This window comes from Ensifer sp. GW101-20A05 (genome assembly GCF_059424735.1).
In genome coordinates this window covers 141,858-162,051 of record NZ_JBWKZT010000010.1, presented here as the reverse complement: position 1 = coordinate 162,051, position 20,194 = coordinate 141,858, and the positions used below count along the sequence as shown (strand labels likewise).

The window sequence follows — 20,194 nt, the reverse complement described above, 5'->3', positions numbered from 1 at the left end:
CTGAACATTGGAGATCATCAATAGCGGGATTTCGAACAATCCCGGAGAAGCTGAACTCAGGCGCGGTTATGCAAGGCGCTGCGGACCCGCTCGCGACCGATCTTGATCACATTCTCCATCGCGAGCCGGGCGCCGACTTCGTCGCGGCGGCCGATTTCCTCAACGATGCGGATATGGTTGCGGGCGACCTCGTCTATGCCGCCCCTTTCGGCGACAGGCGAGCTCAGCTTGAAGACGCCAACCAGCGCCGCTTCAATCAGCCCGCCGACCGTCCGCATGAACGGATTTCCGGAGGCTTCGGCGACAGCGAGGTGAAATTTCAGATCCGCCACGGCAAGGCTCTCTGCCGTGTGTCCCTCTTCGCCCATGGCAACGGCGAGCCGCATCATACGGCTGATTTCCGCTTCCGAGGCGTTTCGCGCGGCCAGGGCTGCTGCATGCGGCTCGAAGGCGAGGCGCACTTCACTCAGGTGGTAGAGAAAATCTTCATCGACCCCGCACTCGAAATGCCAGGTCAGGATATCGCTGTCGAACAGGTTCCAGTCGTTGCGCGGCGTTACGCGCGTGCCGATGCGGGCACGGGGCACGACCAGCCCCTTGGCGGCAAGCGTCTTCATGGACTCGCGCAGTACTGTTCGCGACACCTTGAAGCGCGCGGCGAGCTCCGGATCTCCCGGAAGGATCGAGCCCACAGGAAACTCGCCGGATATGATCGCCTTTCCCAGTTGATCGACGACATGCGCATGGCTCGTGCGTTTGCGCGAGCCGGACACAACGGTTTCCAGCAAACTCCTGTTCAATCCATCTCCTCCAGGCACTCCCCTGCCTGACTTTGCCGACACACGGATATCGGTGCTGCGCAGCGCCGCCGACCGTTTGTCCAAACTTGCGCAAACGAGTGTAGTTTGATCGACCGATTCCGGAAAGCCCCCGGAAAGACAGGCGAAATCGGCGTTGGCAAACGATGTCCGATCGTAGCCGCACAGGCTTGCCATGCCCCATTCTGAAACGAACAAACCCCGCCAGGCGGCGGGGTTTGTCCCACTTCGCTTCTGTGCAGCCGTTTACTTCGGCAGCTGGTCGTCGACGCCCTCGACGTAGAAGTTCATGCCGAGCAGGGTGCCGTCATCAGACGTTGCGCCGGCTGCGAGCCATTCGCTGCCGTCCTGCTTCTTCAGCGGGCCGGTGAAGGGCTTGAGCTCGCCCGACTTGATCTTGGCTTCGGTTTCCTCGGCCAGCTTCTTCACGTCATCAGGCATGTTGGTGTAGGGCGCCATCGTCAGGATGCCGTCCTTCAGGCCGTCCCAGCTCGATGTCGTTTCCCACTTGCCGTCGAGGAAAGCCTGCGTGCGTTTGATGTAATAGGCGCCCCAGGTGTCGACAATGGCCGTCAGCTGCGTCTCCGGGCCAGCCTTGATCATGTCGGAAGCCTGGCCGAAGGCCTTGATGCCGCGTTCCGCGGCAACCTGCATCGGAGCCGTCGTGTCGGTGTGCTGCGTCAGGATGTCGACGCCCTGGTCAACCAGCGCCTTGGCGGCATCGGCTTCCTTGCCGGGGTCAAACCAGGTGTTTGCCCACACGACCTTGATCTTGAAATCGGGGTTTACCGAGCGCGCACCGATGATGAAGGAGTTGATGCCCATCACCACTTCCGGGATCGGGAAGGATGCGATGTAGCCGGCGACGCCCTTCTGCGACATTTTCGCGGCGATCTGGCCCTGGATGTAGCGGCCTTCATAGAAGCGGCTGTTGTAGGTCGCGACGTTCGGCGCGGTCTTGTAGCCGGTGGCATGTTCGAACTTCACGTCCGGGAACTTCTGCGCGATCTTGATGGTCGCATCCATGAAGCCGAACGACGTCGTGAAGATCAGGCCGCAACCAGAGCGTGCCAGGCGCTCGATTGCGCGCTCCGCATCGGGGCCTTCCGGCACGCTTTCGAGATACTGGGTCTCGATCTTGTCGCCGAGTTGCTTTTCCAGCTCCTGACGGCCGATGTCGTGCGCCTGGGTCCAGCCGCCATCGGTCTTGGCACCGACGTAGACGAAGCAGACCTTGGCCTTTTCCTGAGCGCTGGCACCCGTGGCGAAGCCGATCACCGCCGCGGTGCTTGCGAGAGCGAGCAGTAGTTTCTTCATTTTTTTACCCCTGTCGGTTTGAGAAACGTTTGTCTGAAATACTGTCTGTCAGCGGTCCGGCACGAACGGTTTGCCGAGCGATGCCGGTGTATTGATCAAGGTCATGCGCCGGTTGTGCGAAATGAGAATGAGTACGACGATCGTCGCCACATAAGGAAGCGATGAAAGGAGTTGTGAGGGAATACCCAGACCGAAGGCCTGCGCATGCAGCTGGCTGATCGAGACCGCACCGAAGAGATAGCCGCCGGCCACCAGCCGCCAGGGCCGCCAGGAAGAAAAGACCACCAGCGCCAGCCCGATCCAGCCGCGCCCCGCCGACATGTTTTCCACCCATTGCGGCGTGTAGACGAGCGACAGCTGCGCACCGGCGAGCCCGGCGCAAGCGCCGCCGAACATGACGGCCAGATAACGGGTGCGGATGACGTCAACGCCGAGCGCGTGCGCGGAAGCGTGGCTGTCGCCGACAGCCCTGAGCTTGAGACCGGCGCGGCTGCGAAACAGGAACCAGTGCACGCCGGCGACAATCGCAATCGATAGATAAAAGATGATGTCCTGTCGGAACAGCAGCGGACCGATCACCGGAATGTCCGCCAGAAGCGGTATCGTGATCGGCTGCAGCTTGATGCCCTGAAGGCCGAGGAAACTCTCGCCCATCATGCCGGAAACGCCGATCCCGAGCAGCGTCAGGGCAAGGCCGGTCGCCACCTGGTTTGCCACGAGCGTCAACGTCAGGAAAGCGAAGAGCTGCGAGAAGATCGCGCCGCAGGCAACACCTGCAAGCATGCCGAGATAGGGCGAGCCGGTAATCTGGGTGATCGCGAAGGCGGAGACCGCCCCCATGATCATCATGCCTTCGACGCCGAGGTTGAGAACGCCTGAGCGTTCCGTCACCAGTTCGCCGATCGCGGCGAGCACCAGCGGGGTCGCGGCGGTGATGACACTCAAGAGGATCGCTTCGACAATACCCATCAGCGGCTCACCTCGGTGTTTGTCGCGGTCAACCGGTCGAAGACCAGTTTGATGCGGTAGTGGATGAGGGTGTCGCAGGAGAGCACGAAGAAGAGCAGCAATCCCTGGAAGACGCGCGTCACCTTTTCGGAAACGCCGATCGAAAGCTGCGCCGCTTCACCGCCGAGATAGGTCAAGGCGAGCACCAGGCCGGCGGCCACAATGCCGAGCGGATTGAGGCGACCAAGGAAGGCGACGATGATCGCGGTGAAGCCGTAGCCGGGCGAGATGACCGGGCGCAGCTGCTGGATCGCACCGCTGACCTCGGATATGCCGGCGAGCCCAGCCAAGGCGCCGGACAGCAGCATCGAAAACCAGATCATCCGGCGCGACGAGAAACCGGCAAAGCGCCCTGCCCGTTCCGACTGGCCGAGAACGGAAATCTCGAAGCCCTTCAGCGTGTAGCGCATCATGAACCAGACGAGGACTGCCGCGATGATGGCGAAAGCGAAGCCCCAATGGGTCCGTCCCGAGGCGATCATCTCCGGCAGGATCGCATCGACGGCGAAAGTGCGCGTCTCCGGAAAATTCATCCCACCCGGGTTGCGCCAGGGGCCACGCACCAGCCAGTCGAGAAAGAGCTGAGCGACATAGACCAGCATCAGGCTCGTCAGGATTTCATTGGTGTTCATATGCGCCTTGAGGAAGGCGGGAATTGCCGCAAACAAAGCGCCGCCGAGCATGCCCATTAGCATCATCAGCGGCAGCACCAGCGGCGACTGCCAGTCGTAGAAGACCACCGGCAGGATCGAACCGGCGATGGCGCCCATGATGAACTGGCCCTCGGCACCGATGTTCCAGTTGTTGGAGCGGAAGCAGACCGAAAGCCCGACGCCGATCAGGATCAGGGGGGCTGCCTTGATCGCCAGTTCGTGCAGCGACCAGACCTCGCTCAACGGTTCGACGAAGAAGCTGTAGAGCGCCATCACCGGGTTCTTGCCGAGCAGCGCGAACATGATGCCGCCGAAGACAATCGTCAGCAGGAAGGCGATGAACGGCGACAGGATCGAAAACAGCGTCGAGACCTTGGCGCGCTTTTCCAGTTCAATGCGCATGTGCGGCCTCCGTGCCTTCCGTCTTGCCGTACATGCCGCCCATCAGCAGGCCGATCTTTTCGCGCGAGAGTTCTTTCGCCGGATAGGGATCGGAGAGCCGCCCGTCGCTGATGACGGCGATTTCCGTCGCCACCTCGAAGATCTCGTCCAGATCCTGGCTGATGACGAGAACAGCCGAGCCCGCCTTGGCAAGGTCAACGAGCGCCTGGCGAATACGGCTGGCGGCGCCGGCATCGACACCCCAGGTCGGTTGATTGACGACGAGCACGCTCGGCTGCCGGTCGAGCTCACGGCCGACGATGAACTTCTGCAGGTTGCCGCCCGACAGCGAGCCCGCCGGCGGGTCCTCGCCGCTCTTGCGCACGTCCATCGCCTCGGAAATGCGCTTCGTGGCGCTCGTCACCGCATCGCGGCGGATGATCTTGAGGAAACCGCCACCAAGGAATGCCTTGGCGTCCGAACGGCTGCGGGCAAGCACGAGATTGTCCGAGAGCGGCAGCGCCGATACGGCGGCATGGCCGTGGCGCTCTTCGGGAACGAAGCCCGCGCCCATCAGGCGGCGGGCATTGATGTTCCTGTTGCCGACCGGCTTCTGCCGGATCTGCACGGCATTCTCGTCAACGACCGGATACTCGCCCGACAGCGCATCGAAGAGTTCGCCCTGGCCATTGCCGGCGACACCGGAGATTGCCAGCACCTCGCCGGCGTGGACCTTTAGACAGATGTTCTTCAGCGAAACGGCAAAGGGTGTGCGGGCCGGAACCGTCAGACGCCGCGCCTCGAGCTGCACCTGGCCCTTGGCGCTCGTGCCTTCGGCCGTCACCGCCGCGACGTCACTTCCAACCATCATGCGCGCCAGCGACGACGGGGTCTCCGCCTTCGGATCGCAAGCGCCCGTCACCTTGCCGTGACGCAGCACCGTTGCGCGGTCGCAGATGCGTTGGACCTCTTCGAGCCGGTGGCTGATATAGAGAACCGAGCGGCCCTCCGCCTTCAGCTTGTAGAGCGTTTCGAACAGGCGATCGGCTTCCTGCGGAGTCAGAACCGAAGTCGGCTCGTCGAGAATGATGAGGCGCGGGTTCTGCAGCAGCGCGCGCACGATCTCGATCCGCTGGCGCTCGCCCACGGAAAGATCGGCCACATGCGCCTTGGGGTCGAGCGGCAAGCCGTAGGCATGCGATAGGCGCGAAGCCTCTTCCGCCACCTTCGCGAGCGAGATGTTCGCATCCATGGAGAGCGCAATGTTTTCCGCGACGGTCAGCGCCTCGAACAGCGAAAAATGCTGGAAAACCATGCCGATGCCGAGTTTGCGCGCGGCGGCGGGATTGGCGATGCGCACGCTCTGGCCCTGCCAAAGGATCTCTCCTGCCGTCGGCGCCAATACGCCGAACAGCATCTTCACCAGGGTCGATTTTCCGGCACCGTTTTCGCCGAGAAGGGCGTGGATTTCGCCCTGTTCAATCTGCAGATTGATCCCATTGCAGGCCGCGAAGCTGCCAAACAATTTCGTCAGGTTGCTCACAGCCAATAGGTGACCGTTCGCCGCTACTCCCTCAACAGGCACGCTGCCCTCTTTCCCCTCTGTTGATCCGCGTCCGCCTTAAGGCTTCGATCACGGAATCAGCAGTGTTGTTCCACTTGTTTTTCTTGTCTCGAGATCCGTATGCGCCCGCCCTGCATCGGCGAGCGGATAAGTCTGATTTATATTGATACGCACTTTGTTGCTTTGCACAATATCAAACAGGGAATTTGCACACGCTTCCAGCGCAGGCCGCGTGGCAACGTAACCGAAGAGTGTCGGACGGGTCGCGAAAATCGATCCCTTCTGCGCCAGAATGCCGATGCTAAACGCGTCCACCGGACCGGACGAATTGCCGAAGCTGACCCAGAGACCGCGCGGCTTCAGGCAGTCCAGCGACGCCGGATAGGTATCGCGCCCGACGGAATCGTAGACGACATCAACACCGCGGCCATCGGTCAATTCCTTCACCCGCGCGACAAAATTGTCGGTGCTGTAGTTGATGACGTGGTCGTAGCCGTGCGCCAGCGCCAGATCGATCTTGCCCTGCGAGCCCGCGGTGCCGATCACGGTTGCGCCAAGCGCCTTTGCCCACTGCCCAGCGATTAGACCGACGCCGCCGGCGGCCGCATGGAACAGGATCGTCGCGCCGGGGCCCACCTGATATGTCTGGTTGAGCAGATATTGCGCCGTCATGCCCTTCAACATCATCGCCGCCGCGGTCTCGAGGCTGATGCCGTCTGGCACATTCACCAGTTGCGAGGCGTCGACATTGCGCTCACTGGCATAGGCGCCGTCGGCCGACGCATAGGCGACGCGATCACCAACGGAGAAGAGGCTGACGCCATCGCCAACCGCCGTGACGATGCCTGCGCCCTCCTTGCCCGGCACGAAAGGCAGGCCAGAGGCGGATTTATAGAGGCCGGTGCGGAAATAGACGTCGATGAAGTTGAGGCCAACAGCAACCTGGCGGATCTGCACCTCGCCCGGACCCGGCGGCGAGAGCGTGACGCCTTCGAGTTTCAGGACCTCCGGTCCACCGAGTTCGCGTACCACAATCGCCTGTGCCATTGCCTGCTCCTATTTCTGGCCGAGACTTGGAAAAATCTGCAGCACGAAGCCAATTACGTAGAGATAGATGCCTGTCACGACAAAACCGGTCACGACCCAAGCCGGCGTCGCGAAATGCAGGAGCAGCGCATAGACACCCAGCGCCGACCAGATCAGGAAGACGCCGAGGTTCAGCGGCCGCAAACGCTGGACGCGGACCGGGTGAAGGAAATTGATCGGCAGGAAGGTCAGCACCACGGAGACGAAGACGACGACCGACGCCGTCACCTCGCTCGCCTGGATGACGAACAGCGTGAAGACCACCATGTTCCAGACGACGGGGAAGCCAGAGAAAAAGTATTCATCCGTTTTCATGCCCATGTCGGCATAGTAGATCGCGCTCGAGACGACGATCGCACCCGCCGCCACGAAGGACCATGGCTCGCCGATCATGCCACTCTGATAGAGCGCAAAGGCCGGCAGCAGGACATAGGTCACGTAGTCGATGACGTTGTCGAGCGTGTCGCCCGACCAGTTGGGCAGCACTTCCTTGACGCGGACCTTGCGGGCGATCGGCCCATCGATACCATCGACGAGCAGCGCCAGGCCCAGCCACCAGAACATATCGACGAAGCGGTGCTCGGCCGCCGCAACGACGCCGAGGAAAGCAAGAAACGATCCCGAGGCGGTCAAGATATGCACGGAAAAGGCGCGAATCTCGGCGTAGGGAACTCGTTTGTAGTTAAAGAACTTCATCTGCGGACGCCGCCCACCCCTGCTGTTTTCCCCGTACGGACCCGGAAGCCCGCCTCAACCGCTCTGCGGCGCATTGGGCGTAATATGCACCCTTTGCAACGCATCGCCACTAAAATTCAAGCTCGGTCGCTTCCTGCAGCCCCATTGTCCTGTGGACACCTGCAAATTGCTTCTGCGCTGATTCTACCCATTTATTTCGCTCTCGCCCGCGACTAGAGGTATGATCGAGGCTCGGCCAAGACGCCTCGCAGCGTGCGTGAAAGGTTGGTTGCCTCATGGATCACTACGATATCGCCATCATCGGTGCAGGTCTCGCGGGATCGCTCGCGGCCATCGCGCTTGCCGACGCCGGTTACCACGTCGCCTTGATCGGTCCGGAGCCGACGGTCGCCGACGGACGCACCACGGCGCTGATGGACCAATCGATCGAGTATCTCAAAAAGCTCAACCTTTGGGAAAAGGTCGAGCCGCTGACGGCAACGCTCTCGACCATGCGCATTCTCGACGGAACCAACCGGCTGCTGCGTGCGCCGCCGGTCAATTTTCGCGCCTCGGAAGTCGGGCTCGACGCCTTTGGTTACAACATCCCGAACGCGCCTTTCATCGACATTCTCCGCCAGCGGGCCGAAGAGAGCCCGAAGCTGACGCGCATCACCGCCTCCGCAATCGGCTTCGACCTTTCGGATACTGTCGCGACGATCGAGCTGGCAAACGGCAGCCAATGCAGTGCGCATCTGCTCGTCGGCGCCGATGGCCGCCGCTCGCCGGTGCGCGAAGCGGCAAAGATCTCCGTCAGCACCTGGTCCTATCCGCAGACGGCGGTCGTTTTGAACTTTGCGCACGAACTGCCGCACCAGAACATCTCGACCGAGTTCCACACCGAAAGCGGCCCCTTCACCCAGGTTCCCCTGCCCGGCAACCGCTCCAGCCTCGTCTGGGTACGCAAACCCGACGATGCCGCACAGACGCTGACGTTGGATCTTGCTGCACTCTCCCGCGCGGTCGAGGACCGGATGCAATCGATTCTCGGCAAGGTGACGGTCGAGGGCACGCCGCAATCCTTCCCGCTTTCGGGCATGACCGCGCGGCGCTTCGGCAAGGGGCGTGTCGTGCTCCTCGGCGAGGCGGCGCACGCCTTTCCGCCGATCGGTGCCCAAGGCCTGAACCTCAGCCTGCGCGATGTGATGACGCTCGTCGATATCATCGGTACGGCCAGTGGAGAAACGCTCGCCGGCGATATCGGCGATCGTTTCGATAGCCGCCGCCGGCCGGACATCATCAGCCGCACGGCGAGCGTGGATCTGCTCAATCGCTCGCTGCTTTCCGGCTTCCTGCCGGTGCAGGCGCTACGCGCCCTCGGGCTGCACGTGCTTTCCGCCGTCGGGCCGCTCCGCAGCCTCCTGATGCGCGAAGGCGTTCATCCCGGCAGCGCGCTTCACGCCTTTAGGGATAGCCTACGGGAAAAGATCGGGCGGAAGAGCGCCTGAGCGGATCAGGTAAAGCAGGCCGGTGACGGTTGCGACCGACAGCGTCGTTGTGATCAAGATCGTCGCCGAGGCCCGCTCCTGCCATACGCCATACTGGTGGCCGATGACGAAGACGTTCGTTGCCGTCGGTAGTGCTGCCAGCAGCACCGCGGTCTGCACCCAGATCGGATCATAGTTGCCCGTCAGGCTCATGGCCGTGAACATGACGAGCGGATGTAAAAGCAGCTTGGCCGGAACGATGTAGCCGATCTCGACGGGAATGCGCTTGATCGGGCGCAGCGCCAGTGTCACGCCCATGGCAAAGAGCGCGCAAGGTGCTGCACACTGCGCGAGATAATCGATGAGCCGCTGAACCGGCACCGGCGGCAGCACCGCGAAGAAGGCGGCGACGACGCCGGCGAGCGTCGCAAGGATGAACGGGTGCAGGATGATCTTGCGCGCGACACTTGCGGCAAACACCAGCGGTTTTTCCTGTCGGCCGCCTGATATCGCCATCATCGCCGGCGCGACGGCGAAATGGGCTGCATTCTCGAAACTGAAGATCAGCGCCACCGGCACCGCGGCCGCATCACCCAACGCAAGAAGCGCCAGGCCGGGACCCATGTAGCCGATATTGCCATAGGCGGCGCCGAAGCCCTGGATCGTCGCCTCGGCAATGGAGTTGCGCCTGATATAGACGCCGATGAGAAAGATCAGCGAGAACACGATATAAGTCGCCCCGACCGTCGTCAGGATGAAGTCGGCGCGCGCCAGCTGCTCGATCGGCGTGCGTGAGACGAGCTTGAAGAACAGCGCTGGCAGGGCGAGATAGATGATGAAAGTGTTGAGCCACCCCATTGCCTCGCCTGGATGCTGGACGAAACGCGCCGTCAGATAGCCGAGAAAGATCAGGCCGAAGAACGGCATCACCAGGCCCGCGATTTCCGTCATCTTTCCCCTCGCATCTTTCACTTCCCCGCGCCGGCACCTACAGCGCCGCGCGTCTTACCAGACGCGCAAAGGTCGCTGCAGCACTTTGAATTGCAGCATCTTTTTGTACTTTAATCGGGTACGATTAAAGGAAACATGCAGTAGCCTTCGCACGCCTAGCCCATGAACCGGCCTGACGATTAGGCCGGCCCTTAGGAAAAGTGATTCCGAAATACGAGGGTATGCCCTAGCCGATTTTCATCAGGATCGGGAAGGTCGTCTGGAACCAGATGGCGACGGAACTGATGAAACCGAAGAGGAAAGCGAGGCCCGCCAGCACCAACAGGCCGCCCATCAGCTTCTCGACCAGGCCGAGATGACGGCGGAAGCGCAACAGGAAGCGCATGAAGGCGCCAGAGAAGCCAGCCGCGATCCAGAACGGAATGGCAAGCCCGAGCGAATAGACGGCCAGCAGCATGGCGCCGTCGGACACCGTGTCACGAGCAGCGGCGACACCGAGGATCGTGCCGAGTACCGGACCGATGCAGGGCGTCCAGCCGAAGGCGAAGGCTAGCCCCATGATATAGGCGCCGGAGAGCGTCGCCGGCTTGCCGCCGCCCTGGAAGCGTGCCTCGCGCGCCAGCAGCCCGATCTTGAACACGCCGAGGAAATGCAGGCCCATGATGATGATGATCACGCCGCCGATGCGCGACAGGAGATCCATATGCTGCCTGAGCAGCATGCCGATCGACGAGGCCCCTGCCCCAAGGGCCACAAAGACAGTTGCGAACCCGAGCGTGAACAACAGCGCCGCCGGCAGGACCGCACGCCGGGTGCTTCCGACCGTCGCCGCATCGCCGCTACGAAACTGGTCGACCGAAACGCCCGCCATGTAACAAAGATAGGGCGGCACGAGTGGCAGAACACAAGGGGAAAGGAACGAGAGGGCGCCGGCAAGAATGGCGGTCCAGATGGAAATATCGGCGATCGACAACGGCAAGAACTCCGGCATGCGGCATTTGGGCCATTCCTTAGCCGCAGGATCATGATGATACCAATCACCTTTTGGCGATCATTGCGCCATGCACCGTTTCTTCACAAAAGCCGCAATTTTTCGGTTGACCGACAGGAAACACGCGTGCATATGTCCGCCCACTTCCGCCGGGCTTCACAGCCGCGGCCAGGGAGCGCGTAGCTCAGCCGGTAGAGCAACTGACTTTTAATCAGTAGGTCCAGGGTTCGAATCCCTGCGCGCTCACCAACGAATTCAAGGGGTTAGGGCCATTCCTAGCCCCTTTTTCATGCGCCCCAGCAATAACATGCTTTCCCTTATTCTCCGGGCTTTTTTAGGCGCTTCCCGCCCTTCCCGGTATCAAAATGGTCTCACGAAAACATGAGGGCGGAACGCCTTCAGAGCCGTCGGCTCCAGAGACCCTTGCATGCGCCCGGAAGTTGCCACTTGGATGTGGCGCGGCGGCGGCTTTGGCACACATTTGCACTAGCTTTGTCACAACGAGAAATCCGTAGCGCGCCTTTTTGGCGACGGTCACCCCGAGGCCCGCAACTTCCGTCTAGTTGCATTGCCGCAGTGTCGGCTCATAATCGCGCCATCGCCGGGCGTAGATGAGGGCCTCGGCGGCTGGAAGATCATCACGCTTTCGCCCCAGTATAGGAGGTCGCGCGATGTCTCCGACGACCAATTCGAAGATGCTTCTCCCGCACGAAATCGACCAGATAGACCAGATTTTTAAGGACGTCCTGCGTGGGCTCGGCCTGTCGCGGAATAGTGAGGCCGCTGAGGCGATCGCAAGCCGCATTATCAATTGCTACCAAGGCGGCGTTCGTGAGAGCGGCGCTCTGAAACACATGATCGGATTCTACAAATCCGCTGCGTTGGATCCGAACGCGGACACTCTTCGGCAGGGCAACCAAGAGGTCTCGATGGAGGAGATTGCGGGAGGCCTAAACAGCCGGATCACCCCGGACGAACTAGACATGCTTCAACGGACGTTCGACCGGGTGTGCATCTGGTGCAGTATCCCGCGTCATGGAAAACGCGCCGATTTACTGGCCCGGTACATCACCGATCAATTCCGCGAGGGACTGAGCGACGAGGCCGCACTGTTCGGCGACGCCATGTGGCGGGAGCAGAATTCCGACGCCGCTCGATATCGCCCGGATGCCTAGCTCCGTTTCCGGATATCACACTGGACTTAAGTTCAAGATCACCAGCAGGCTATCTGATCTGCAATAATGTGAGGCGCGTTGGCAGCTTACATTGTGCATTCTCGCCACTATGAGGGGGTCATGCCCGAGCGCAAGCCGACGACCTCATCGACCTGCTGAATGTCCTCACGCGATTCCCGCTAAAAATCGAAGTAGACCGTAACGCCGGATCGACGCTGGTAGCGGTAATAGTCGCGGTAGCCATAGTAGCCGCGGTCACGGTAGCCACCATAGTAACCGTAATGGCGGGGGTAGCACCTGCCATAGTAACCGCAGGCGTACCGCCTATCCCACCGACGATCCCACCGGCGATCCGCGCGCCAATGACGATGACTCCGGTGCTTAACCAGTTCGACAGTGTCCGTCTGCACTTGGACGGGTTTCGGCGCGAAAATCGGAGCGGCGCTTAGCGGCAACGCGAAAGACGCAGCCAAGCCAATCGCTGCGAAGGCGGATAAGAGCTTTTTCATCGTAACTCCTCCTATCTGCCAATTACTCTGGGCTGATCAGCCTGAACCTCCGATGAACAATGGACCCCGCACGGGCCGAGTGGTCTGGCACCATCGGAGCCGTCCCCGCGAGCGGTATGGCGGCGGCGCAGGCGTGCAGTTCCGGAACTTCCTGTCGAATCGACAGTTCCTTCCCTGACCACCACAAGGAGAAACATCGTGGCGAAAGATCTGAAAGCGGGCTTCACCGGAAAACCCATCGAACCACCTACAGGCGCCCGCAAGGTCGCAAAGACAGCCGCCGACGCCGTGAGCCGTGAGGCAAACGCCGCGGCGGTCGGGGCCGCAGATCACCCGTACACTGCAGCCGGACTAGCGCTTGCCGTCGGCTTGCTTGCGTTTGCGATTGGCTACGTCATGGGCCGATCGTCGGTCGCCAGCGGGCAAAGCTACTGGCGATAGTTGCCCCTGCGCTTAGATGATCTACCGCCGGTTGGTGGACCGCCGGCTGTGGGCCTCGAGCGAGCAATGCCTGACCGTCAGAGATTCCTTGCTCCCAGCAAAACACCACTATCGACAATTGCGCGCGTTGCGTAGATGCTTAAGCTCGCGCTGAGGATGCAGAGTGGTGAACTCCCAGGTTGATTTGTAGCAAAGGGGTGAAAGCATGAAAAAGCTTATCATTGCGATTGGAATGATTGGTACGCTTGCGTCCTGCACGCAGACCGAGAAAGGGACGGCGATTGGCGCTGGCACCGGTGCCATCATCGGGGGCGCCGTGAGCGATAGCTGGGGCGGCGCGGCAATCGGCGCTGTCGCCGGCGGCGTCATAGGCAACCTGATCGGTCGTTCGCAAGAGCGCGCCGGCTATTGCATCTATCGTGATCGCTACGGTCGGCGATACGAAGCACGCTGCCGATAACAGCAACATTCGGAGCGGACGGGGTGTCAATTTCGACGCTCCGTAGCTTCGAATCTGGCCAGCGGCCTTCCCATCGCCAACAACCTAGCCGCCACGCGTAGCGCCTGGGCGGTCGGGCCATGTTTTTGGATGGGGCCAAGCCATGCCGGCACCAGCTTCTCGGTGCCAAGTACAAGATGGCGGTGACGACTAGCATCGATGCCCGCTGGAGCAGCGATAACTGCCGAACAGCATGAGACGTCCTTTATCAAGCGTGTTAGACTGCGGAAATGACTGACGAAGAGCAGACGTACGAGTATTCAGAATTTTCCGGCCAGTTCAGTGACGACGGCGTCGTCGTCGAATTGCGCATTTATCGGCCAGCGGGCTCGAATCTCGATTGGGTCCTCGAGGTTATCGATGAGGAAGGTTTTTCCACCACGTGGGAGGAACCCTTCCCCACCGATCGCGAAGCCTTTGAGGAGTTCATTGCGACCGTGCGGCGAGACGGCATCCAGGCGTTTACCGACGAACCGCCGCAGACGGTCCACTGACCCCTAGTCCTGATCTGAATATCTGAGATGTCTACAGCGCCGCGCGTCTTATCAGACGCGCAAAGGTCGCTGTAGCACTTTGAATTGCTGCATTTTTTTGTCCTTTAATCGGGTACGATTAAAGGACAAAAACATGCAGCAGGCGCGTTTGGCCTTTGCCAACGCTAAGCCGCAGCCGCTCGCCGCGCCAGCCGCATCTTCAGTGGGCTCATGCCGTATTCGCGGCTATAGGCACGCGAGAAAGCCGACAGGCTGTCGAAGCCGCAGCGGAGTGCAATCTCGCGAATCGGGCTGCCAGAATCGCGAACCAGACGGTGTGCGACCTGAAGGCGAAGGCGCAGATAGTAGGCGCCGGGACTGGTCGACAGTCCCCGCGCAAAAAGTAACTCCAGCTTGCGCTGCGAAATCGACAGCCGCTTCGTTAAAGCCGCGATCGTCAACGGACGCTCAAGGGTGCGCTCCATCAGCCGAATCGCCTCGGCGAGCTCCGGGTCGCGCGTCTCGATGCGCCCAAGCGAAACGAATGGCTGAACGTCGGTCGCGTTGTGCGTTTGGTCGTAGACGAAGATGCTGGCGACATCGAGTGCCAGCGCCGAACCCAATCTCTGCGTGATCCAGTGCAGCATCATGTCGAAGGTCGGCGATGCGCCGCCCGATGTCCAGAACTTGCCGTCGGCGACGAAGCGGTCGCCAAGCACGGTCAAGGCCGGAAAAGCCTGGCTGAAATCTTCGAGCTCTTCCCAGTGGGCGGTCGCCCGCCGGCCATTGAGCAAGCCGGTTCGCCCGAGCAGCCAACAGCCTGACTCGATGCCGGCGACGATGTCGAAATGCCGGGAGGACTCCTGCAGGATCCCGATGAATTTTTTTCCCACATGCCGGTCGAGATTGAAACCGCCAATCACCAGCAGCGCGTCGCCGGCGAGCGGCTGGGCAAAGGTGCCATCGACCACGATCGGCACGCCGCAGGTCAACGTCACCGCCTTTCCATCCGCCGAGAGCAACCGCCAGCGAAATACATCGCGACCGCAGATGCGGTTGGCAGCGCGCATTGGATCCAGCACCGAGGCGAGCGACATGATCGACGACTCCGGCAGGATGACAACAGAAACTTCGATCACAGATTGTGGGCGTCCATCGGAGGGCATGCGGGAAATGTCAATTTTTGAGCGATAAATGTCAATTCCGGAAATGGCGTTCGGGCATTATCAGTCCGTATCGATCTCCCTACGCGCGGCGCTGCAGCCCCGCGCAGAGACGTTCCCCTTTCCGCCTTTTGCCGGAACGGGCCGGTTGGAGCCATCCACCGGCCCGTTTTTTTATGTGTCATCACAAGAGGAAGGGCCGCAGGCGGCCGTCACAGACATTGTCGACCAGGCTCACCTGGTCCAGTCTTCGTGCGGACGTCGAGGATCGGCACGGCGTGAGCAAAATACAGACCAATTACAACTTCTACCGGATGTTAGCGAACATATCCGCCACTGGCTCCGGACGTTTCGCACCATCCGCTGACACTGCAGTACTCAGCATCAATATTTTCGGATATTTCGATCGATGTCGTTTTTTTTGACGGAGACTCTTCTCTCCCTGTAGCTGGATGTGGCGTCATGAGCATCACAAGATTTCTACTCATCTTGCCGCTGGTGGCGGTGCTGACCTATCTCGTTCTTCTCGGCCTCATCTATTTTTCGCAGCGCACCCTTCTCTATCCCGGTGCCGACGCCACTGCCGCACCGAACCCAGCGAGTTGGGGTGAGAACGTCTCCGTCAAAACACCGGATGGTGAGACGCTGCACGGGCTTTATAGTCACGGTAAGCCCGACAAACCCGGTGTGCTGCTCTTTTTCGGGAATGGAGATCGAACAGACAACTATGGGTTTCTCGCACAGGCATTGGCTGCGCGGGACATTGGATTGCTTGCGATTTCCTATCGCGGCTATCCGGGATCGACCGGCTCACCAAGCGAGGACGGCTTGCTGACCGACGGCATCGCGGCGTTCGACTGGCTGGCGCATCGCAACAAAGGGGGCATCGTCGTGCTCGGCCGCTCGCTCGGCACCGGCGTCGCCGTGAACACGGCGGCACAAAGGCCAGTCTCCGGCGTGATCCTTATCTCCCCATATCTGTCGGTTCTGTCGGCCGCCGAAGCGCGCTATCCGTTCCTGCCGGTCGCGCTTCTCATCAAGGATCCCTTCCGCTCCGACCTCAAAATAACGACGGTGAAGCAACCAAAGCTTTTCATTCACGGGCGGTTGGACGACAGCATTCCCCTGTCGTCGGGCGAGGCGCTCTATCGCATTGCGCCTGAACCCAAGCAGATGCAGATCGACGAGCGCGCCGGCCACAACGACATCTGGAACGACAATACGGTAAGCGAGGTTATCCACTTCGTGGAGGCGCTGAAGCGGAACGCCACATAGGCCGCCCTCCGCACCTCGTGACAGGATCCACAAATTCTATCGAAGAAACAGATCGTTAGAAACTTGGCGACCCCTGCAGGATTCGAACCTGCGACAACCTGCTTAGAAGGCAGAAAGCGAACTGAGGGTTTCCAGGCAGTGCAGCGAAACGGTTTACAATCACCGCCCTGCTTTTCATTGAATAATCCGAGGTCGATGTAAACGGGACTGGCGCCTCACGTCTCGAATTCATAGACCAAAATTGTGCCATCGTCACGCCGCCTAGCCGCACCACGGCTGTTTGAAGCCAACCCATCGATGTGCCAATCCTTCGTCAACGAGTTGGGCGCCGAGGGATTGCCCATTGCGATACACGTCCCGTAGCTTGCGGCCGTATTTATAGCCCCCTTTTGCGTGACGCGGTTAAACAAGAGGAGCGAAACGAGATGGGAGTACGTGAGAGGTCACGCCGCCCGATTACTCCTGCCTTTGGCGTAGCTCACGTGAGCAACTGGCGCTGAATTTCAGTGGCTGCTATTTTAACTCTGAAGATCAAACCCAGCTTAGGCGGGGCTTTCCAGGAGGCTGGAATGCACAGGGACGATGCTCGGATCAAACAAAAGCTGGCGCAGATCGACAATCATCGCCGCCATGCGAAATACGCGGAAGACCAAGCCTATATGCTGTTGGAGGATGCGCAGTATTCGTATGAGCACATTGCGCGTCTGAAGCGCGAGATTTTCGAAATCGAGAGGAGCCAATCCCAAAGCAGTTTCATGCTGTCCCAGTAGATCGCCATGGATGCGCCGGACTACAGGCCGATCCGCTCGACCAAGTCTTGCACCCGAAATCGGACGTATTGGCTTTCTTCATTCGCTCCGCGCCAAACCGCGCTGCTATAGCGCCCCTCGGACGCGATCCAGTCGACCGCCAGGCCGGACGCTACCAAAGCACGGCGACTTAACTGGTATGGCTCGCGCACATCTGGTTCCCTCAAACCAAAACTGCAGATCCGCGCTTTTTGTATTCCCCTGCGCCGGACGATAACACACGTTAAAATTTAGAGAAGCCTAAATAAGACTTGACTGTAACTTGTATTGTGGGACCATTCGACCTCATGGTTGTAGTGCGTTGGGGGCAAAATCATGAATCTTTCCACTGCCGAGCAGATACTGGTTGAGCAGCGCGTGACGAACGAGGCGAAATCCGTGGGTGTCGCCTACCTGCTATGGATCTTCCTTGGTGGCTTCGGAGCGCACAGGTTTTATATCGGGCGCACCGGAAGCGGGATTGCAATGATCGCTTTGCTCGTGATTGGCCTCGTCACCGCGGGCGTTGGAATCGGGGCTCTGTTTATTGTCGCCTTGGGTGTATGGCTGCTAGTCGACCTGTTTCTCATCCCCGGGATGATCCGCAATCATACGAACGCGGTGCGAGAGAGCTTTAGCGCGCAGATATATGCCGAGAGCCTGGTCGCTGTTGAACGTCTCGGGCGGGCTGCGCAATGATCAGGAAATACGGAAAACTAGTCTGGTTCTATGCTTGCTTAACGTTGCTTTCGGCCAATCAAGCATTCGCGTTCACTCTTACCAGGCGCATAAGAGTCCCGGACTGGATGGACATCTATCTCATTGAGTTTGGGGTGGCTGTGTTCTTTAGCTATGTGGGCCTGCTGATAACGAAACCGCGTGGTGTGCCTGTTAAGCAGCTTTATCGATTGCATCTTCCACCACTCGCAAATTTCTTCCGCATCCTCTTTGGGGCCATGTACATGATGATGCTAGGTATGTTCTTCACTGGGATGTTCTTAAGTCGGTTCGCAGAAAACTGACGGTAGATCTGCCTCTTTCGCCGCGCGCATAATTGGCAATTGGTTTGGAAAGCCTGCAACGAGGCAGGTTCACTGCACTGCAGTTCGCATTGGCTGCGCATTGATCTCGTAGACATCGGATGGTCCTTCCATCTCTCGCACGCCTTTGAAGGAAGGATGCCGAAGCTTTCCATCTTGCGTCCACGCGCGATACTCGACTTCGGCTACCAAGAGCGGACGGGCGAAAACCGCCCCCTTGCGCTTCAATCCTACCGGCGGCTTCTCCGCTGGGATTGCGTTGAGCAATTCGCGAAGCGCGACGGATTCCTGATTGCTCCACCCAGTGCCGCACCCTCCGACGTAGATGAGATCATCACCCTTCCTCGCGGCCAGGAGCAGCCGGCCAATTGCGCCTGGCATGGTCGAAGGCTCATAGCCGACGATCACGAACCAGTCGCGCCGCGCGCATTTGATCTTCAGCCATTCCGGCCGGCGGCCTGAGTGATAGGGCTTATCCCGTCGCTTGGCGATGATGCCTTCGAGACCATGCTCGCACGCGACGCGGAAGAACTCGGCGCCGTCGGCGTGCACCTCCTCAGAGAAGCGGATCGCGCCAGTCCTTCCAGAGACGATCGGTTCGAGCAGTTGCCGGCGTTCGGCAAGCGGCATCATCCGGAGGTCTTGGCCGTCGAGATAGAGAAGATCGAAGGCGAAGAAGAGGATCTCGGCGGCATCATGCAGGCTAGGACGCCTGCCCACCGCGCGCTGCAGCAGACCGAAATCAGAACGGCCCTGGTCGTCGAGAACGACGGCCTCGCCATCGAGGATCATGGAGGAGTGCCCCAGCTCGCGCGCCTCTGCGACGATCGAGCCGAACTTCTTGGACCAATCATATCCGCCGCGCGTGATCGCCCTCACCTCGCCAGGCTCGACGTGCACCGCCAGTCGGTACCCGTCCCACTTCACCTCGAAGGCCCATTCCGGACCCTTCGGCGGCTTGTCGACGAGGGTTGCGACGCAGGGATCGACCCGCCGCGGCATCGGCTCGGACAGCGGTGTGGGAGTTGATCTCCGAGGTGTTTTAGCCATGACGCATTAACGCACGAACCAGCGAAAACGTCTAAGCTGCCGCACGAGGAGGAACGCCATGCCGAAACAGCCGATATTTTCAGCTCCCAAGCGCGGTGAAGCCTATCCCGATCGGGATCTGGATTGCCAAATGGCGATGGAGGAAGTGTTCCGGGCAGTGGCCGAGGAAGCGCAGGCCGTTGGCTGGTCTGAGCGAGAGGTCGCCGACGCGCTGATCGAGCTAGCACATAATCATTGGTTCGCGCTGGACGCCAAGGACCGCATGTTCGACGAGGCCGCCGGCGTGCTCATTCGCAAAGCAAAGCCAGCAGCGGTGCATTGAGGGCTAGGCCGCGCCCCTCCTCAGATCTCCATCCGCCGGCGGGATAAAGACCACCGACACCAGGCGCGACCCGCAGCGGGGGCACCGGAGCCGGGAAGCAAGTATTGCGAGGGGAAAGTCGCGGCCGCGCGTCGTGACGAGCGTCAGCATATCGAGATCATAGGTCCATGTGCATTCCCGGATAGACTTCAGGCCCTCGCGCTTGCCATACGCGCAGCGCGCCTTGAGGCGCCATCCGAGGCTGAAGGCTTCACCGATTGTCTCGACCATAAGGTTGAAATAATATAAGAACAAAAGAAGAACAATCTTTAGCATTCGAATTCCCCAAATTTGGGGAGGGAGGCCTACTGTGAGCGACGATCCATCCGCCGCAAAGAAGTCAACCGAAGGCCCCAAGGCGCACGTCTGCGAGCACCCTGGCCGCAAGCAATGGGGCGGCTTCGGCTTTGCCATCGGCAAGGGCCCGTCCAACTGGTTCTGTTTCGAGCACCGGCCGGCGGTCTGGTCGCCTTCGAAGCAAGCATGATC

24 protein-coding genes and 1 tRNA gene are annotated in these 20,194 nt (G+C 60.3%); 12 read left to right on the top strand and 13 right to left on the bottom strand.

Features of this window, described 5'->3' with window-relative positions; genetic code table 11:
* Positions 1-56: 56 nt before the first annotated feature.
* The 7 genes from AC070A_RS23365 to pcsA all read right to left on the bottom strand — a co-directional run bounded on the left by AC070A_RS23365 (position 57) and on the right by pcsA (position 7,523).
* Positions 57-800, bottom strand: coding sequence for a FadR/GntR family transcriptional regulator (locus AC070A_RS23365; protein WP_057255908.1), 744 nt, complete (start codon positions 798-800; stop codon positions 57-59).
* A 264-nt stretch (positions 801-1,064) separates the two neighbouring features.
* Complete coding sequence (locus tag AC070A_RS23360; RefSeq protein ID WP_057255906.1) at positions 1,065-2,135, bottom strand: BMP family ABC transporter substrate-binding protein; 1,071 nt, start codon at positions 2,133-2,135, stop codon at positions 1,065-1,067.
* Between the two features lie 48 nt (positions 2,136-2,183).
* Positions 2,184-3,104 (bottom strand): ABC transporter permease, encoded by a 921-nt coding sequence (locus tag AC070A_RS23355; protein WP_057255904.1) that lies wholly within the window; start codon positions 3,102-3,104, stop codon positions 2,184-2,186.
* Positions 3,104-4,198, bottom strand: coding sequence for an ABC transporter permease (locus tag AC070A_RS23350; protein WP_057255902.1), 1,095 nt, complete (start codon positions 4,196-4,198; stop codon positions 3,104-3,106). Before AC070A_RS23350 ends, AC070A_RS23355 begins: the two co-directional genes overlap by 1 nt.
* Positions 4,188-5,762 carry an ABC transporter ATP-binding protein gene (locus AC070A_RS23345; protein WP_492384603.1) on the bottom strand — a complete coding sequence of 525 codons (1,575 nt, stop codon included), beginning with the start codon at positions 5,760-5,762 and terminating at the stop codon, positions 4,188-4,190. Before AC070A_RS23345 ends, AC070A_RS23350 begins: the two co-directional genes overlap by 11 nt.
* Positions 5,763-5,810: 48 nt before the next feature.
* On the bottom strand, positions 5,811-6,788 hold the full coding sequence (locus AC070A_RS23340; RefSeq protein ID WP_057255898.1) for a quinone oxidoreductase family protein: 978 nt from the start codon (positions 6,786-6,788) through the stop codon (positions 5,811-5,813).
* Between the two features lie 9 nt (positions 6,789-6,797).
* Entirely contained in the window at positions 6,798-7,523 is a 726-nt protein-coding gene (gene pcsA, locus AC070A_RS23335; protein WP_057255896.1) for a phosphatidylcholine synthase, read from the bottom strand.
* 275 nt (positions 7,524-7,798) lie between these two features.
* On the opposite strand from pcsA, the gene AC070A_RS23330 reads away from it, so the two are divergent.
* Positions 7,799-9,010 carry a UbiH/UbiF family hydroxylase gene (locus AC070A_RS23330; RefSeq protein WP_057255894.1) on the top strand — a complete coding sequence of 404 codons (1,212 nt, stop codon included), beginning with the start codon at positions 7,799-7,801 and terminating at the stop codon, positions 9,008-9,010.
* Here the strand turns inward: AC070A_RS23330 and AC070A_RS23325 are convergent.
* The gene (locus AC070A_RS23325; protein WP_112996236.1) at positions 8,978-9,940 is read right to left on the bottom strand and encodes an AEC family transporter; all 963 of its coding nucleotides are present in this window, start codon (positions 9,938-9,940) and stop codon (positions 8,978-8,980) included. The genes AC070A_RS23330 and AC070A_RS23325 overlap by 33 nt on opposite strands.
* A 226-nt stretch (positions 9,941-10,166) precedes the next feature.
* Positions 10,167-10,913 (bottom strand): cytochrome c biogenesis CcdA family protein, encoded by a 747-nt coding sequence (locus AC070A_RS23320; protein WP_057256079.1) that lies wholly within the window; start codon positions 10,911-10,913, stop codon positions 10,167-10,169.
* Positions 10,914-11,104: 191 nt separating this feature from the next.
* Here AC070A_RS23320 and AC070A_RS23315 point away from each other — a divergent pair.
* Both AC070A_RS23315 and AC070A_RS23310 read left to right on the top strand, forming a co-directional pair.
* Positions 11,105-11,180 (top strand) — tRNA-Lys (locus AC070A_RS23315).
* A gap of 422 nt (positions 11,181-11,602) precedes the next feature.
* A complete protein-coding gene (locus tag AC070A_RS23310; protein WP_057255889.1) occupies positions 11,603-12,106 on the top strand; it encodes a hypothetical protein in 504 nt (167 codons plus the stop codon).
* A gap of 179 nt (positions 12,107-12,285) precedes the next feature.
* Here AC070A_RS23310 and AC070A_RS23305 read toward each other — a convergent pair whose 3' ends face one another.
* Entirely contained in the window at positions 12,286-12,615 is a 330-nt protein-coding gene (locus AC070A_RS23305) for a hypothetical protein (protein WP_057255887.1), read from the bottom strand.
* 198 nt (positions 12,616-12,813) lie between these two features.
* On the opposite strand from AC070A_RS23305, the gene AC070A_RS23300 reads away from it, so the two are divergent.
* From AC070A_RS23300 to AC070A_RS23290, 3 genes are all read left to right on the top strand, one after another.
* Positions 12,814-13,056 (top strand): hypothetical protein, encoded by a 243-nt coding sequence (locus AC070A_RS23300; RefSeq protein WP_057255885.1) that lies wholly within the window; start codon positions 12,814-12,816, stop codon positions 13,054-13,056.
* Between the two features lie 205 nt (positions 13,057-13,261).
* A complete protein-coding gene (locus AC070A_RS23295; RefSeq protein WP_057255883.1) occupies positions 13,262-13,516 on the top strand; it encodes a YMGG-like glycine zipper-containing protein in 255 nt (84 codons plus the stop codon).
* 269 nt (positions 13,517-13,785) lie between these two features.
* On the top strand, positions 13,786-14,049 hold the full coding sequence (locus tag AC070A_RS23290; protein ID WP_057255881.1) for a hypothetical protein: 264 nt from the start codon (positions 13,786-13,788) through the stop codon (positions 14,047-14,049).
* Positions 14,050-14,213: 164 nt separating this feature from the next.
* On the opposite strand, the gene AC070A_RS23285 is transcribed toward AC070A_RS23290, so the two are convergent.
* Positions 14,214-15,194 (bottom strand): GlxA family transcriptional regulator, encoded by a 981-nt coding sequence (locus AC070A_RS23285; RefSeq protein WP_057255879.1) that lies wholly within the window; start codon positions 15,192-15,194, stop codon positions 14,214-14,216.
* A 459-nt stretch (positions 15,195-15,653) separates the two neighbouring features.
* Between AC070A_RS23285 and AC070A_RS23280 the strand changes: the two genes are divergently transcribed.
* The 4 genes from AC070A_RS23280 (at position 15,654) to AC070A_RS23265 (ending at position 18,276) form a co-directional block, all read left to right on the top strand.
* Complete coding sequence (locus tag AC070A_RS23280; protein WP_057255877.1) at positions 15,654-16,466, top strand: alpha/beta hydrolase; 813 nt, start codon at positions 15,654-15,656, stop codon at positions 16,464-16,466.
* Between the two features lie 569 nt (positions 16,467-17,035).
* The gene (locus AC070A_RS23275; protein ID WP_113737540.1) at positions 17,036-17,236 is read left to right on the top strand and encodes a hypothetical protein; all 201 of its coding nucleotides are present in this window, start codon (positions 17,036-17,038) and stop codon (positions 17,234-17,236) included.
* A 354-nt stretch (positions 17,237-17,590) separates the two neighbouring features.
* Complete coding sequence (locus AC070A_RS23270; RefSeq protein WP_113737541.1) at positions 17,591-17,953, top strand: TM2 domain-containing protein; 363 nt, start codon at positions 17,591-17,593, stop codon at positions 17,951-17,953.
* A gap of 107 nt (positions 17,954-18,060) precedes the next feature.
* Positions 18,061-18,276, top strand: a complete 216-nt coding sequence (locus AC070A_RS23265; RefSeq protein ID WP_162770991.1) for a hypothetical protein — start codon at positions 18,061-18,063, stop codon at positions 18,274-18,276.
* Positions 18,277-18,345: 69 nt separating this feature from the next.
* Here the strand turns inward: AC070A_RS23265 and ligD are convergent, their stop codons facing one another.
* The gene (gene ligD, locus AC070A_RS23260; RefSeq protein WP_246806029.1) at positions 18,346-19,344 is read right to left on the bottom strand and encodes a non-homologous end-joining DNA ligase; all 999 of its coding nucleotides are present in this window, start codon (positions 19,342-19,344) and stop codon (positions 18,346-18,348) included.
* A gap of 58 nt (positions 19,345-19,402) precedes the next feature.
* On the opposite strand from ligD, the gene AC070A_RS23255 reads away from it, so the two are divergent.
* Positions 19,403-19,666, top strand: a complete 264-nt coding sequence (locus tag AC070A_RS23255; RefSeq protein ID WP_113737557.1) for a hypothetical protein — start codon at positions 19,403-19,405, stop codon at positions 19,664-19,666.
* A 3-nt stretch (positions 19,667-19,669) separates the two neighbouring features.
* Here the strand turns inward: AC070A_RS23255 and AC070A_RS23250 are convergent, their stop codons facing one another.
* Positions 19,670-19,981, bottom strand: coding sequence for a hypothetical protein (locus tag AC070A_RS23250; protein ID WP_246806030.1), 312 nt, complete (start codon positions 19,979-19,981; stop codon positions 19,670-19,672).
* Positions 19,982-20,015: 34 nt separating this feature from the next.
* On the opposite strand from AC070A_RS23250, the gene AC070A_RS23245 reads away from it, so the two are divergent.
* Positions 20,016-20,192: a hypothetical protein gene (locus tag AC070A_RS23245; protein ID WP_218374336.1), complete on the top strand. Its 177-nt coding sequence runs from the start codon at positions 20,016-20,018 to the stop codon at positions 20,190-20,192.
* Positions 20,193-20,194: the final 2 nt, after the last annotated feature.

Coding starts and splice junctions, on each gene's coding strand:
- AC070A_RS23360 (WP_057255906.1), bottom strand. CDS start 2,135: ATGAAGAAACTACTGCTCGCTCTCGCAAGCACCGCGGCGGTGATCGGC.
- AC070A_RS23355 (WP_057255904.1), bottom strand. CDS start 3,104: ATGGGTATTGTCGAAGCGATCCTCTTGAGTGTCATCACCGCCGCGACC.
- AC070A_RS23350 (WP_057255902.1), bottom strand. CDS start 4,198: ATGCGCATTGAACTGGAAAAGCGCGCCAAGGTCTCGACGCTGTTTTCG.
- AC070A_RS23340 (WP_057255898.1), bottom strand. CDS start 6,788: ATGGCACAGGCGATTGTGGTACGCGAACTCGGTGGACCGGAGGTCCTG.
- pcsA (WP_057255896.1), bottom strand. CDS start 7,523: ATGAAGTTCTTTAACTACAAACGAGTTCCCTACGCCGAGATTCGCGCC.
- AC070A_RS23330 (WP_057255894.1), top strand. CDS start 7,799: ATGGATCACTACGATATCGCCATCATCGGTGCAGGTCTCGCGGGATCG.
- AC070A_RS23325 (WP_112996236.1), bottom strand. CDS start 9,940: ATGACGGAAATCGCGGGCCTGGTGATGCCGTTCTTCGGCCTGATCTTT.
- AC070A_RS23310 (WP_057255889.1), top strand. CDS start 11,603: ATGTCTCCGACGACCAATTCGAAGATGCTTCTCCCGCACGAAATCGAC.
- AC070A_RS23305 (WP_057255887.1), bottom strand. CDS start 12,615: ATGAAAAAGCTCTTATCCGCCTTCGCAGCGATTGGCTTGGCTGCGTCT.
- AC070A_RS23295 (WP_057255883.1), top strand. CDS start 13,262: ATGAAAAAGCTTATCATTGCGATTGGAATGATTGGTACGCTTGCGTCC.
- AC070A_RS23290 (WP_057255881.1), top strand. CDS start 13,786: ATGACTGACGAAGAGCAGACGTACGAGTATTCAGAATTTTCCGGCCAG.
- AC070A_RS23285 (WP_057255879.1), bottom strand. CDS start 15,194: ATGCCCTCCGATGGACGCCCACAATCTGTGATCGAAGTTTCTGTTGTC.
- AC070A_RS23280 (WP_057255877.1), top strand. CDS start 15,654: ATGAGCATCACAAGATTTCTACTCATCTTGCCGCTGGTGGCGGTGCTG.
- AC070A_RS23275 (WP_113737540.1), top strand. CDS start 17,036: ATGCACAGGGACGATGCTCGGATCAAACAAAAGCTGGCGCAGATCGAC.
- AC070A_RS23270 (WP_113737541.1), top strand. CDS start 17,591: ATGAATCTTTCCACTGCCGAGCAGATACTGGTTGAGCAGCGCGTGACG.
- AC070A_RS23265 (WP_162770991.1), top strand. CDS start 18,061: ATGGACATCTATCTCATTGAGTTTGGGGTGGCTGTGTTCTTTAGCTAT.
- ligD (WP_246806029.1), bottom strand. CDS start 19,344: ATGGCTAAAACACCTCGGAGATCAACTCCCACACCGCTGTCCGAGCCG.
- AC070A_RS23255 (WP_113737557.1), top strand. CDS start 19,403: ATGCCGAAACAGCCGATATTTTCAGCTCCCAAGCGCGGTGAAGCCTAT.
- AC070A_RS23250 (WP_246806030.1), bottom strand. CDS start 19,981: ATGCTAAAGATTGTTCTTCTTTTGTTCTTATATTATTTCAACCTTATG.